This is a genomic window from Geomicrobium sp. JCM 19037 (assembly GCF_000698105.1).
In the GTDB taxonomy this organism is placed as follows: Bacteria; Bacillota; Bacilli; order Bacillales; family Marinococcaceae; genus Geomicrobium_A.
Genome location: NZ_BAWZ01000001.1, coordinates 208,703 through 221,492, shown reverse-complemented (window position 1 = coordinate 221,492; position 12,790 = coordinate 208,703). Strand labels below are relative to the sequence as shown.

The 12,790-nt window shown below is 45.6% G+C and carries 14 protein-coding genes and 4 pseudogenes; all 18 read left to right on the top strand.

What is annotated here, in order from left to right:
* The first annotated feature begins 57 nt into the window (after nt 1-57).
* Nucleotides 58-447, top strand: a complete 390-nt coding sequence (locus JCM19037_RS01075; RefSeq protein ID WP_042396897.1) for a TIGR02530 family flagellar biosynthesis protein — start codon at nt 58-60, stop codon at nt 445-447.
* Between the two features lie 74 nt (nt 448-521).
* Nucleotides 522-1,337, top strand: coding sequence for a flagellar basal body rod protein FlgG (gene flgG, locus JCM19037_RS01070; protein ID WP_042396894.1), 816 nt, complete (start codon nt 522-524; stop codon nt 1,335-1,337).
* 49 nt (nt 1,338-1,386) lie between these two features.
* A complete protein-coding gene (locus JCM19037_RS01065; protein WP_042396891.1) occupies nt 1,387-1,602 on the top strand; it encodes a flagellar FlbD family protein in 216 nt (71 codons plus the stop codon).
* The gene (gene fliL, locus JCM19037_RS01060) at nt 1,599-2,024 is read left to right on the top strand and encodes a flagellar basal body-associated protein FliL (protein ID WP_052363411.1); all 426 of its coding nucleotides are present in this window, start codon (nt 1,599-1,601) and stop codon (nt 2,022-2,024) included. The genes JCM19037_RS01065 and fliL overlap by 4 nt, the downstream gene beginning before the upstream one ends.
* Before the next feature lie 14 nt (nt 2,025-2,038).
* Nucleotides 2,039-3,030, top strand: a pseudogene (fliM, locus tag JCM19037_RS01055) (flagellar motor switch protein FliM).
* Nucleotides 3,023-4,237 (top strand): flagellar motor switch phosphatase FliY, encoded by a 1,215-nt coding sequence (fliY, locus tag JCM19037_RS01050; protein WP_042396888.1) that lies wholly within the window; start codon nt 3,023-3,025, stop codon nt 4,235-4,237. Before fliM ends, fliY begins: the two are co-directional and overlap by 8 nt.
* A 20-nt stretch (nt 4,238-4,257) precedes the next feature.
* Nucleotides 4,258-4,623: a response regulator gene (locus JCM19037_RS01045; RefSeq protein WP_042396885.1), complete on the top strand. Its 366-nt coding sequence runs from the start codon at nt 4,258-4,260 to the stop codon at nt 4,621-4,623.
* 29 nt (nt 4,624-4,652) lie between these two features.
* On the top strand, nt 4,653-4,961 hold the full coding sequence (locus JCM19037_RS21745) for a hypothetical protein (RefSeq protein WP_052363410.1): 309 nt from the start codon (nt 4,653-4,655) through the stop codon (nt 4,959-4,961).
* Entirely contained in the window at nt 4,946-5,176 is a 231-nt protein-coding gene (locus JCM19037_RS01040; RefSeq protein ID WP_052363409.1) for a flagellar biosynthetic protein FliO, read from the top strand. Before JCM19037_RS21745 ends, JCM19037_RS01040 begins: the two co-directional genes overlap by 16 nt.
* Nucleotides 5,173-5,944, top strand: a pseudogene (fliP, locus tag JCM19037_RS01035) (flagellar type III secretion system pore protein FliP). The gene JCM19037_RS01040 and the pseudogene fliP overlap by 4 nt, the downstream one beginning before the upstream one ends.
* Nucleotides 5,945-5,962: 18 nt before the next feature.
* Nucleotides 5,963-6,232, top strand: a complete 270-nt coding sequence (gene fliQ, locus JCM19037_RS01030; protein WP_042396883.1) for a flagellar biosynthesis protein FliQ — start codon at nt 5,963-5,965, stop codon at nt 6,230-6,232.
* A 4-nt stretch (nt 6,233-6,236) separates the two neighbouring features.
* On the top strand, nt 6,237-7,010 hold the full coding sequence (fliR, locus tag JCM19037_RS01025; RefSeq protein ID WP_042396881.1) for a flagellar biosynthetic protein FliR: 774 nt from the start codon (nt 6,237-6,239) through the stop codon (nt 7,008-7,010).
* Nucleotide 7,011: 1 nt separating this feature from the next.
* Nucleotides 7,012-8,091 (top strand): annotated as a pseudogene (gene flhB / locus JCM19037_RS29790) (flagellar biosynthesis protein FlhB).
* 23 nt (nt 8,092-8,114) lie between these two features.
* Nucleotides 8,115-10,144: pseudogene (gene flhA / locus JCM19037_RS01010) on the top strand (flagellar biosynthesis protein FlhA).
* Nucleotides 10,141-11,238, top strand: a complete 1,098-nt coding sequence (locus JCM19037_RS01005) for a hypothetical protein (protein ID WP_042396876.1) — start codon at nt 10,141-10,143, stop codon at nt 11,236-11,238. The pseudogene flhA and the gene JCM19037_RS01005 overlap by 4 nt, the downstream one beginning before the upstream one ends.
* Complete coding sequence (locus JCM19037_RS01000) at nt 11,192-11,677, top strand: hypothetical protein (protein ID WP_042396874.1); 486 nt, start codon at nt 11,192-11,194, stop codon at nt 11,675-11,677. Before JCM19037_RS01005 ends, JCM19037_RS01000 begins: the two co-directional genes overlap by 47 nt.
* Entirely contained in the window at nt 11,658-12,569 is a 912-nt protein-coding gene (cheB, locus tag JCM19037_RS00995) for a chemotaxis-specific protein-glutamate methyltransferase CheB (protein WP_052363408.1), read from the top strand. Before JCM19037_RS01000 ends, cheB begins: the two co-directional genes overlap by 20 nt.
* Nucleotides 12,566-12,700 (top strand): chemotaxis protein CheB, encoded by a 135-nt coding sequence (locus JCM19037_RS24780; RefSeq protein ID WP_193744618.1) that lies wholly within the window; start codon nt 12,566-12,568, stop codon nt 12,698-12,700. The genes cheB and JCM19037_RS24780 overlap by 4 nt, the downstream gene beginning before the upstream one ends.
* Nucleotides 12,701-12,790 lie beyond the last annotated feature (90 nt).

The window sequence follows — 12,790 nt, the reverse complement described above, 5'->3', positions numbered from 1 at the left end:
CAGCCGACAATTAACCGAAGTGGCTTTGAAAAGCGAACCATCAGAAGGTGATGACGAATAAATGCACATTCCTTATCAACCTTTAGCTGCCGTGCAAACGGCCATCCACCTACGAAAAACAGTGTAAAAACCGCTCAACCGAATACCAGATCATTTCAAGAAGCATTACAGGCGGCGACAACGAAAGAACCGCTAAAACTTAGTAAACATGCTGAAATGCGCATGAAAGAACGACAAATTCATATGTCCGAAGAACAATGGATACGGGTAACAGAAAAAGTGCATGAAGCGAAAGCGAAAGGCATTTCACAGCCTCTCGTGCTCACAAACGATGCTGCCCTCGTCGTAAGTGCCCAAAATGAAACGGTCGTAACCGTGCTCTCAGAACGAGAAGCAACCGACAAGATCTTCACGAACATTGACGGTACGATTGTACTCAAGCCATAACAGCTGGACCGATAAGGAAGCTGTCCGTTCGCCGACTGACTGACGCGAACGACCCACTATAAGGAGGAATACAGATGATTAGAAGTATGTATTCAGGCGTAACCGGATTGCAAAACCACCAACAAAAACTCGACGTAATCGGCAACAACATCGCCAACGTCAACACATTCGGATTTAAAAAAGGGCGTTACACATTCCAAGATATGCTCAGCCAAACCGTGCAAGGAGCGAGTGGTTCTGGAGGAGATTTAGGTGGGACGAACCCGAGACAAATTGGCCTCGGTGTACAGACTGGCTCCATCGATACGATTCATACCCAAGGGGCGTTGCAGCCGACGGGGCGTGAGTTGGATTTAGGCATCGCAGGGGATGGGTATTTTCGTGTAGGTCCTCAAACAGGTGCTACTGATGCAAATACGTTATATACGAGAGCGGGGAATTTTTACTTGACTCCGGTTGATGGAGAACAAAGATACATTGTGAACTCAGACGGTCATTATTTGCTAGATGAAGATGGGAATGCAATAGATATTCCAACCGACGCAGAAAGTTTTAGCATTGGTTCTGATGGTGGTGTGTATGTTGTGCCAAGTGATACAGATGGTCCACACGCTACTATTGGCTTAGCCACTTTCCCGAACCCTGAAGGTCTCGAAAAAGTTGGCGGCAACTTATACCGTCCATCACCAAACTCAGGAGCGCCTGGTGATCCAGTTACCCCTGGTGAGGGGGGCTCCGGCAATCTCGTTGCCGGTGCACTGGAAATGTCAAATGTTGACCTATCTGAAGAATTTGTGGAGATGATTACCGCTCAGCGTGGCTTGCAAGCGAACTCGAGAATCATTACGACGTCCGACGAAGTGTTACAAGAGCTCTTGAACTTGAAATAATTGATTAGGGAGGCGCGGGCCGGGGTGGACCTGGCTCGCATACGTACATATGATTCGATTACTCCGGTTAGATGAAACGGTATTTTACTTGAGCTTTATGCAAATTGAAACGGTGGAAAGTTTACCTGACACGACGCTCACATTAACGAACAATCGTAAGCTTGTTGTAAGAAATACATTGGACGATGTGATTGAACAGATTGAGACTAAGTATGAGACGTTCGGTATTGTCGTGAAAAGTAAACCGAAGGAGGAAACCGAGTGAAGAAGTTTGTGCTTATAATGTCTGGCATTACGCTCAGTGTAGCTCTCGTGACAGCTTCGATATGGTTTCTAGGCATGCCTGGTGAAGAACAGGCTGAAGGTTCGGAACAACCGAGTATTGACGAAGTGATCCATCGTTCTTGGGACACCGATCAGCTGACAACGAACCTTGGCAGTGACCATATAATCCGTGCGTCATTTCGAATTGAGACGGACGACCCGGACACACGAGCGGACGTAGAGAAGCGTGATTTTCAGATTAAAAACTTGATTATTCATCGGCTCGCTGAACAAAGTGCTGAAGAGCTTCGCAGTTCAGAAGGGCTAAGGGAGCTAGAAGAAACGCTTCGAACCGACATTAACGAGCTGCTTGAGAGTGGGACGGTAGTCGAAGTGTACACGACGGAACGAGTGATTCAGTAAAAGAGGTGAGTTTCATGGCAGATGTATTGTCACAAGGGGAGATTGATGCGCTTTTGTCCGCACTCTCGACCGGAGAGATGGATGCAGAAGAACTGTTAAGAGAAGATGCGGCAAAGCGCATTTATACATACGATTTCAAGCGGGCGGTCCGATTTTCAAAAGATCAAGTGCGTTCGTTAACGCGCATTCACGAAAACTTTGCCCGGTTATTAACGACTGCGTTTTCTGCGCAGCTTCGAACCTATGTGCAAATTAATGTGACGTCTGTCGACCAACTTCCGTATGAGGAGTTTATTCGCTCCATCCCGTCAGTAACGTTATTGAACATCTTTGACGTTTCGCCACTTGACGGTCGGTTTCTCATCGAGGTAAACCCAAACATTGCTTATGCGATGGTGGACCGTATTCTAGGCGGGTCGGGTGCTGGAATGAATAAAATTGAAAACCTGACTGAAATTGAAAAAAGGTTGCTATCGCAAACGTTTCACTATATGTTAGATAGTTTCCAACAAGCATGGCAATCGGTCATTGATTTAGATCCGGTCATGGATGATTTAGAAGTGAACCCGCAATTTGTGCAATTGCTCAGTCCGAATGAAACGGTAGCCGTTATTAGTTTATCAACGACGATCAATGAGACGTCAGGATGATTAACGTCTGCCTCCCGTATGTCGTGCTTGAGGAGCTATTGCCGAAGTTGTCTGCGCACTACTGGATGCAATCGCCGAACAAAGAGCGCAATGAACAAGAAGAGGGGAATTTGAAGCGCTCGGTACATAAAGCTGACCTGTTAATCCAAACGATCCTTGGAACGTCAACACTCACGGTAGAAGAGCTTATGTACTTAAAAGCTGGAGATGTTTTGGAACTAGGTCAAAGTGTTCATGACCCACTTGTGACAAATGTCGGAGAAAAACCTAAATATTATGTACAGCCTGGACGAAAAAAACAAAGAATAGCTGTGCAAGTGAGAGAAGAAATAAAGGAGGATGTCGACGATGAATGATGAGCCGCTCTCTCAAGAGGAGATTAACCAGCTGTTGCAAGGGCTCGAAGATGAAGCAGAAGCCGAACGAACTGAAAAGACAGACGACGGCTATCCGCCTGCACCAACACGAGCGACGACCGATATCCAACAATTTCTAACGGAAATTGAAAAAGATGCGATCGGTGAAATTGGCAATATTTCTTTCGGGACGGCGGCAACAACGCTTTCTCAGCTGCTAAACCAAAAAGTGTCGATTACAACACCAATTGTGCAAGCGGTCAAATCAGATTTATTGCAAGAGGAGTTCCCTGCTCCCCACGTATCGGTACACGTCCAATATAAAGAAGGGTTTGAAGGGACGAACGTGCTCGTCATTAAAGAGAAAGATGCACAAATTATCGCGGACCTGATGCTTGGTGGCGACGGTACTGAACCGTCAAGCGAGCTCGGGGAAATGCACATTAGTGCCGTGCAAGAAGCGATGAATCAAATGATGGGTAGTTCGTCAACGTCATTGTCTACGATCTTTAATACGAGAGTGGACATTTCTCCTCCTGGCATTACGATGTTGGATGTTGAGGCAGGAGACGGCATTGAACAGCTTCCGAATGAAGCGACGCTCATTAAGATTTCTTTTCGTTTAAAGATTGGTGAGTTGATCGACTCCATCATCATGCAACTGGTGACAGTGGAGTTTGCAAAAGAAATGGTCGAGCTGCTCATGAACCCTGGAGATAACGCAGGTGCAGTTGAAGCGCCAGCGATGCCGGTAGAAGAGAAAACAGTTGAGCATGCCTCTCACCCGGAGCCGACCCGACTTGCTCAGGAAACATCAGTACCGCCCTCACCTCCATCAGCTCACGAGCGGCAAGAACGTTTGCATGAAGAGTTCGCAATGGGTGACAGAGAAGTACAACCTGCGCAATTTGCGAGCTTTGAAGAAGAACCGCTCACGAGAAGTCAGTCCCGCAACTTGAACATGCTTATGGATATTCCCCTTGATGTAACGGTCGAGCTCGGCCGCACAAGACGGTCGATCAAGGATATTTTAAGCTTTACTCAAGGATCGATTATCGAGCTGGATAAGCTGGCAGGTGAGCCGGTTGACATTATGGTCAATCACCGTCTTGTCGCTAAAGGCGAAGTTGTCGTTATTGACGAGAACTTCGGTGTGCGTGTGACCGATATCGTTAGCCAAGCCGAGCGTTTAGAAAACCTAAAATAAACAGAGAAGAGGCGGAGTTCATGACAAGCCGTGTATTAATTGTTGATGATGCTTCATTTATGAGAATGATGATTCGGGATATTTTGGAAAAGCATAATTTTGTCGTTGCTGGGGAAGCAGAAAACGGAAAAGATGCAATTGAAAAGTATAAAGAGACAGAACCGACGTTTGTGACGATGGACATTACGATGCCAGAAATGGACGGCATCGAAGCATTAAAAGAAATCCGTGCGTTTGACCCAGAGGCGAAAGTGATTATGTGTTCGGCGATGGGGCAACAAGCGATGGTTGTGGACGCCATTAAAGCCGGGGCAAAAGATTTTGTCGTCAAACCATTTCAAGCGGACCGCGTCATTGATGCAGTAAATAAAACGCTCGGTCAGTAAGGGGGCATGGGGATGAGGATGATCAAACCATGGACGCAATCGTTTTTGCCATGTGTAGTCTTTTGTTATTCCCTGCACCTCATGCGTTTGCGGATCAATCAGTAGCAGATACACTTCAGAACAATGAAGGGGCGGGGGAAGTGGAAAGTGCCCCCGTTGTTCCTGAAGAAGAACAAATTCAAGTCGGCGGGAGTGCAGCTGCTGAGGAAAGCATGTGGAGCGTGTTGTTTAAACTCGGGCTCGCACTCACAGCCGTACTTCTCATTATGTACGTATTGCTTAAAATGCTCGGGCGTAAAAGCACCATGTGCAATCCAGTGGCATGTTGCAAAACCTAGGGGGCATTCAACTCGGGCAACAAAAGTCTGTTCAAGTGATACGAGTCGGTGATCGTTTCTTTATTGTTGGTGTTGGGGATTCCATTCAACTTCTCGATGAGATTCGTGACGAAGACGAAATTCAACAGCTCGTAGAAAAAGCAGATCAAACCTATAGCGCTCCTGACTTCATGTCGCATGCGAAATCGTTTTGCAAAACAAGCGAAAAAGGATGAAACGGTGCAATCGCTTGAACGAAAGCTCGGTCAAACGAAGAGTGCCAAAAGATCATCCATTGACTCGTTGGGGATTGCAAATGAGCATTGTCATTACGGCAATTCCAGGTATTGATGTAGGCAATTGGCTCAGTGACGATCCTCAAGATGTCGCGATGACGGTCCGGCTCGTATTGTTGCTCACGGTGCTCACGCTTGCACCTGCATTCCTTATTCTAATGACGTGTTTTACACGTATTATTGTTGTCTTAGGTTTCGTTCGGATGGGACTTGCGACACAACAGATGCCACCGACCAAGTGTTAATTGGGTTGGCACTATTTTTAACGTTTTTCATTATGGGTCCTGTGCTTTTAGAGATTAACGAAGAGGCCGTCACACCATTTCTAGAAGGTGACATTGATCAAGAAGAAGCGTTTGAGCTTGCGGCTACACCGATAAAAACGTTTATGGCTGAACATACGCGGGAGAAGGATTTAGCTTTATTTATGGGGTATGCCGAAATGGAAGCCCCGGAAACGCTTGATGATATTCCGTTAACGGCACTCGTTCCGGCCTTTGCATTAGTGAACTGCAAACGGCATTTCAAATCGGTTTTCTCATCTTTATTCCATTTCTCGTCATTGACATGATTATCGCTAGTGTACTCATGTCCATGGGGATGATGATGCTTCCACCGGTCATGATTTCCTTGCCATTTAAAGTGTTGTTGTTCGTGCTTGTGGATGGTTGGTATTTGGTCGTGCAGTCGCTCTTGATTAGCTTCTAGTAGAAAGGAACGATTCGAATGTCACATGAAACGGTGTTAAGCCTTGCCGAGCGCAGTGTGATGGTCATAATAATCATTGCAGGTCCGTTGCTCGTTCTTGCGCTCGTCATTGGGCTGGCGGTAGCGGTATTTCAGGCGACGACACAAATACAAGAGCAAACTCTTGCATTCATACCGAAAATTCTTGGTGTGTTAGCCGGAATTGTCGTATTCGGGGCGTGGATGTTAAATGAGCTCATATTCTTTACTGAACAGTTGTATACAAACTTACATAACTTTATAGGATGATCCGATGGAATGGATAAACCTAATACCCGCCTATTTGCTCGTATTTGTCCGTCTGCTCGCATTTTTAGCAACTTTACCGGTATTTTCTTATCGAAATGTACCTGCGTATTTCAAGATTGGCTTTGCGGTTTACTTTGCTTTTATCGTAATTTTTACGATCGATTCTCCAATCGTTGCGTTGGATGGACAATTTATTTTGCTCGTTGTCAAGGAAGTGCTCGTCGGTTTGTTAATCGGTTTAATTGCAGCAACGTTGTTTTACGCTGTGCAAACGGCTGGGGCATTTATTGACCTGAAGATCGGTTTTCTCGTCGCTAACGTCATTGACCCACAAACTGGTGCACAAAGTCCGTTAACGGGAGGGTTTCTTTATGCGTTTGCGGTTTTGTTCTTGTTTGTGACGGGTGGGCATCACCTGTTATTAGACGGGATGTTCTATAGTTTTTCATATGTTCCGATTGATGAAGTCGACATTAACTTGACGAGTGAAGCGGTCATGCAAACAGCAGTTGAAGCGTTTGTGACGATGTTTATTATCGCTTTTCAAATGGCATTTCCAGTCGTTGGTGCACTTTTTCTCGTTGATGTCGCTCTAGGCATGATGTCGCGTGCGGTACCACAAATGAACGTGTTTGTTGTCGGTCTTCCTCTGAAGATAATTTTAGGTCTACCGATTATGATGCTCATGCTGCCGGCATTCTTTTGGCTTCTTCAACGACTTGTTGAAGAAATTGTCATCAGTATGCGCATGTTAATGCAGCTTTTTGGAGGTGCATAACATGTCGATGCGGATGGATTTGCAGTATTTTACAGGTGAAAAAACAGAAAAAGCAACGCCGAAAAAACGTCAAGATACGCGGAAGAAAGGGCAAGTTCCAAAAAGTAATGACGTAAATACAGCCATTATTTTGCTCGTTGTCTTTATATCATTAATGGCTTTCGCCTCCATTCCTGGACAATTCATGTACGACTTGTTTACAGAGGCGTATATTAACACGTCTGGCATGACGTTTACGGTCGAGAACACGATGGGTTTCTTAACCGATGTGACGGTTGGATGGTAATCGCCGTTGCCCCGATTATGCTCGTTGCTGCATTTGCAGGAGTTGTCGCTAGTATGATGCAAGTCGGCGTCTTGTTTGCACCAGAAGCGATTAAACCAAAGCTGTCAAAGATCAACCCTCTAAAAGGTTAAAGAGAATTTTCTCTGCTCGTGCACTCGTTGAATTAACGAAAGCGATTTTAAAAATCATTCTCGTCGGAATGGTTGCTTTCGGTATTTTATGGTTGTACCGAGATGACTTACTTTTTCTTGCGTTATATGACGTGAATGACGGGTTTTTGGTCGTGAGTCAGCTAACGGTGATGATCGGAATTGCTTCTGCACTTTTGCTGCTTATCCTTTCAATTCCTGACCTCGTGTATCAGCGATTTGACCATGAAAAACAAATTCGTATGAGCAAACACGACGTGAAAGATGAGTTCAAAAAAATGGAAGGCGACCCGCTCATCAAAGCAAAACGAAAACAACGTGCACAAGAGATGGCGATGAACCGCATGATGCAAGAGGTGCCAAAAGCGGACGTGTCATCACGAATCCAACCCACTATGCGGTCGCTCTTCGTTATGATGGAGAAACGATGCAAGCGCCCAAGGTAATTGCAAAAGGGGTTGACTACAATGCGTTACGCATCCGTCAAGTCGCAAAAAAACATGACATTTCCATGGTTGAAAACCGTCCGCTAGCTCGCTCGTTATATGACGGAGCTAGCCTTGGTGAAGACGTGCCTGAAGATTTATTTAAAGCAGTCGCTGAAGTGCTAGCTTACGTTTATAAGCTGAACAAATCCGTACAATGATCAAAGGAGTGAGGTGAAGTCACATGCGATTTCGTGATCTGTTTATTCTAGTATTTGTAATTTTAATTGTGGCGATGCTCATCATTCCTTTGCCATCACCAATGATCGATGTTCTTATTATCGTCAATATTTCATTATCCTTAATGATCATTCTCGTCGCAATGAATATGAAAGAGCCTCTCGACTTTTCGATCTTCCCTACGGTTTTATTATTAGCGACACTTTTTCGGGTAGGAATTAGTGTGTCAACAACGCGAGCCATTCTCGGTCGTGCCGAGGCTGGTGAGGTCATTGACACGTTTGGTAACTTTGTGGTTGGGTCGAACCCACTCGTTGGTTTCGTCGTCTTTTTAATTCTCGTTGTCATTCAATTTATCGTAATCGTAAAAGGGGCAGAGCGTGTATCAGAAGTCGGCGCACGCTTCACCTTGGATGCGATGCCGGGTAAGCAGATGAGCATTGATGCTGATCTGAATGCAGGAATGATTACCGACCATGAAGCGAAACAACGTCGCGAAAAAATTGAAAAAGAAGCGGATTTCTACGGTTCAATGGACGGGGCGAGTAAGTTCGTGAAAGGAGATGCGATCGTTGGGATCGTCATCGTGCTCATCAACATTATTTTCGGATTTATTATCGGTATGGTACAGATGGGCATGAGTTTCTCTGAAGCGGCGAGTACATATACACTGCTTACGGTCGGAGATGGCTCGTAACGCAAATCCCTGCTCTCTTGATTGCGACCGCAACAGGGATTGTTGTTACACGGGCTGCATCTGATGCCACACTAGGAGCAGATATTTCAAGGCAAATGCTTGCGTATCCTAAACTGTTGTATGTGGCTGCTGGTGCGATTTTTTTACTTGGCATCTTCACGCCAATTCCAAATTTGCTAACGTTACCTATTGCACTGTTTTTAGGTATTGGTGGTTACATGCTTGACCGTAAATCTGTAGAAGAGCCGGTTGAAGATGTTCGTGAAGAAGAGGAAGAGCCACCAACGACAACACCGGAAAATGTGACGCAACTATTAAGCATCGACCCGGTAGAATTTGAGTTTGGCTACGGATTAATCCTCTTGCTGATAGTCAACAAGGTGGAGATTTGCTTGACCGTGTCGTTATGATTCGAAGACAACTGGCGTTGGAGTTAGGGATGATCGTGCCAGTAATCCGAATTCGTGACAACATCCAGCTTCAACCGAATGAATATGTAATTAAAGTGCGGGGAAGTGAAGTCGAACGTGGTCAGTTGTTGCTAGATCATTACATGGCGATGAGCCAGGGTTGAAGACGAGCAAGTCACAGGCATTGAGACGACAGAACCTGCTTTTGGGTTGCCAGCACTTTGGATTACTGATGATGTGAAAGATATTGCCGAACTATCGGGCTACACTGTTGTTGATCCGCCGTCGGTCGTATCCACCCACCTAACAGAAACGTTGAAAAAGCACGCACATGAGTTGCTCACACGAGAGGAAACGAAGCAACTCGTTGAACACTTGAAAACGACTCACCCTGCACTCGTTGAAGAAGTGACGCCGAATCCATTGACGCTCGGCGATATCCAAAAAGTGTTACGGAGTCTATTGAAGGAGCGGGTGTCGATACGTAATCTGGCGGTCATTTTTGAAACACTCGCAGATTACGGACCGATGTTTAAAGACCCGCAGTTAATGGCAGAGTACGTCCGCCAATCTTTATCAAGACAAATTACACAAGCGGTAAAACCACCACAAGGTGGACCGCTCTATGTGGTAACTCTTGGCGGTGGCGTTGAGAAGAAGTTAGCTGATGCACTGCAACAGACCGATCACGGGACGTATTTGTCGCTCGGTCCTGACGATGCAGAACAGATCGTACACGCTGTGCAAAATGAGTCAATGAAGCTTTCGCAAATGGGACAATCTCCTGTCATCCTTTGCTCGCCTGCGGTACGCATGCATTTGCAGCAACTGTTATCACGGTATTTGCCGAATGTACCCGTTCTCTCATATAACGAGTTAGAATCCGATCTAGAGATCCAAAGTGTCGGGGTGGTGAATGTAGCATGAACGTGAAACGGTTTTACGGAAAAACAGTAAGCGATGCGATGAATCAGGTGAAGCAAGCGTTTGGGAATGAAGCCGTGATCTTGCAAGATCGCCAAGTCATTAAAAAGCGCTTCCTCGGTTTGAAAAAAGAAACAATCATTGAAGTTATTGCAGCGACAGAGGAAAAGGAAGAAAAACGAGAGCTCGTCCAAAAGCCTGTGCAGCACGTTCCGAACGTGCCCATCGTGGAACGACCCAACCTGGATGCAAAAGCGTATCAACCTGAGCAGTTGGAACGAATCGTTCGACAACTAGAAGCCCAAGGCGTAGAGGGTGACACGCTAAAGCACATTCAACATGAGATGTATCCGCTCTACTATAAACGAGAAGACGAACAAACAGATGTGGAATTGTTGGAACAGGCGCTCAGGCCATTGCTTGTGGACCCGCCTTTCACAAATGCTCTCAAAGATGATACAACTGTGGCTATTTTTGTAGGGCAAACAGGCGTTGGGAAGACGACGACCCTAGCAAAAATTGCAGCGTTGTATAAATTAAAAAAGCAGCGGACTGTAGGGTTCATTACGTGTGATACGTATCGAATTGCTGCGGTTGATCAACTTATCACATACAGCAATATTTTAGATGTTCCGATTGAGGTGGCGTATACGAAAGAAGACTATCGGCTCGCGAAAGATAAACTAAAACACGTGGATATTCTATTCGTTGACACTGCAGGAAGAAACTATCAAGATGCTGATCGTGTTGAAGAACTTTGTGACTGGTTGGGTGAACGGAATGACACAACAGAAGTCGTGCTAGCATTAGCCCTAACAGCGAAAGAGTCAGACCTTCTGCGCGTCTGTGAGCAATTTGAGAAGCTACACGTTGATCAGCTTCTGTTCACGAAGTTCGATGAAACGAAGACTATTGGAGAGATGTTGACCATCATGGAAAAAACACAGCTTCCTGTTTTGGCTGTAACGAATGGCCAAGCCGTTCCCGATGATTTGCTCCAGTTAAATCGCTATTCGTTTGCCAATTACTTCGTAAAGGGAGGTTGCGATCGTGAAAGACCAAGCGTACGAATTACGAAACCGAATGCAAATGTATGAAGAGGTACAACAAAGCGTTCGTGTTGCAACGGTCGGCCCATGTGAGCAAGACACGCGAGCATTCGAGCAACTGCTTGAGCGGGAGATCGAAACGCGCAGGCCGCACGTTCAAATCTCCTTTAGTCAGGCACTTCCTCACCATGCATCTGTTTTATTTTTAATTTCGAGGACCGATCCATCCGACATCACCACTTTATACGAATGGTTAAAAAAACATCGTTCTGAATTGCCTGCCGCGTGTTTTGTCATCGTGAATAGTGAGAGCGACGAATCGAAGTCAACAAGAGCCATTCAAAATCTAGTGAACACGAGTGCGGCATTTCTGCAGTTATCCATTACCTATATCGGTCTATTATCAGACAAAGAATCGTTGTTAAATCAATGTATTACGATTCTTATTCAACATAAGGAGGATCGAGATGAACGTCCTCATCGTTGATGATTCTGCATTCATGAGGAAATGGCTTCGTGAGCTTATTGAAAACCAAAAAGGACTCCGAGTTGTTGGTGTCGCCCGAAATGGAAAAGTGGCATTAGAATTACTCGACCGCATCCATGTCGATGTGATGACGCTTGACATTGAAATGCCGGTTATGGATGGCTTGGAAACGCTCATTCAAGTGATGCGCTCACACCCCTTGCCTGTCATCATGGTGAGTAGTCATACAGATAAAGGCGCCAAGAAAACGTTACAAGCGATGGAATACGGGGCAATTGATGTGGTGCTTAAACCTAGTCATCCAAAAGATTATCAAAAGGGAGAGCTCGAGCAGCAGTTGATCACAAAGCTGCAAGAGGCATCAAACGTTGATGTGAGAAAGCTGAGGGCGATTCGTCAACGAATGACGAGGCAACTTTCGCCGCCCCCATTACATGCTCTTAAAAAGACGATTGTAGCCATTGGCACATCGACGGGAGGCCCAAGAGCTTTACAGGCGATATTAACGAGGTTGCCGAACACGTTTCCTTTTCCAATCGTCATCGTCCAGCATATGCCTGCACCCTTTACGAAAACGTTCGCAGATCGACTTGACGGGATCAGTTCTATCGGTGTACAAGAAGCGGTACACGATAAAAAACTCGAACCAGGCTATGCATACATTGCTAAGGCAGGCGCACATTTGACGATTGAAGAAAAGGGGGGCGGGTTGTACATGTGTTGCGATGCTCCCCCAGATCCAGGGGAATACCACCGACCATCGGTCAATCGACTGTTTATGTCACTCTCACAAATAACGAATGTTCAAGTGATGGCTTTTGTGCTGACAGGTATGGGGTCAGATGGTAAGGACGGGGCCAAATCATTAAAAGAAAATGGCGATGCACCGTGATTGCTGAATCGAAAACGAGTGCGGTTGTTAACGGCATGCCAGGTGCGATTATTGAAGCGGGTTACGCAGACGGAGTGTGGTCACTCGAAGAAATTATTGAGCAGTTGGCACAGATGACGGAGTCTGAATAGGTCTTTGCTCCTTATTTAGACTTTTATCTGATTTTCGGCAATATTTTCGTGGTACAATAGCATTATAAAATTAGTCAATTACAACAATTG

Excerpts from the sequence above, each read along its gene's own strand:
- JCM19037_RS01045 (WP_042396885.1), top strand. The coding sequence starts at position 4,258 with ATGACAAGCCGTGTATTAATTGTTGATGATGCTTCATTTATGAGAATG.
- JCM19037_RS01005 (WP_042396876.1), top strand. The coding sequence starts at position 10,141 with ATGAACGTGAAACGGTTTTACGGAAAAACAGTAAGCGATGCGATGAAT.
- cheB (WP_052363408.1), top strand. The coding sequence starts at position 11,658 with ATGAACGTCCTCATCGTTGATGATTCTGCATTCATGAGGAAATGGCTT.
- JCM19037_RS01040 (WP_052363409.1), top strand. The coding sequence starts at position 4,946 with ATGTTGCAAAACCTAGGGGGCATTCAACTCGGGCAACAAAAGTCTGTT.
- flgG (WP_042396894.1), top strand. The coding sequence starts at position 522 with ATGATTAGAAGTATGTATTCAGGCGTAACCGGATTGCAAAACCACCAA.
- JCM19037_RS01065 (WP_042396891.1), top strand. The coding sequence starts at position 1,387 with ATGATTCGATTACTCCGGTTAGATGAAACGGTATTTTACTTGAGCTTT.
- fliY (WP_042396888.1), top strand. The coding sequence starts at position 3,023 with ATGAATGATGAGCCGCTCTCTCAAGAGGAGATTAACCAGCTGTTGCAA.
- fliR (WP_042396881.1), top strand. The coding sequence starts at position 6,237 with ATGGAATGGATAAACCTAATACCCGCCTATTTGCTCGTATTTGTCCGT.
- JCM19037_RS21745 (WP_052363410.1), top strand. The coding sequence starts at position 4,653 with ATGGACGCAATCGTTTTTGCCATGTGTAGTCTTTTGTTATTCCCTGCA.
- fliQ (WP_042396883.1), top strand. The coding sequence starts at position 5,963 with ATGTCACATGAAACGGTGTTAAGCCTTGCCGAGCGCAGTGTGATGGTC.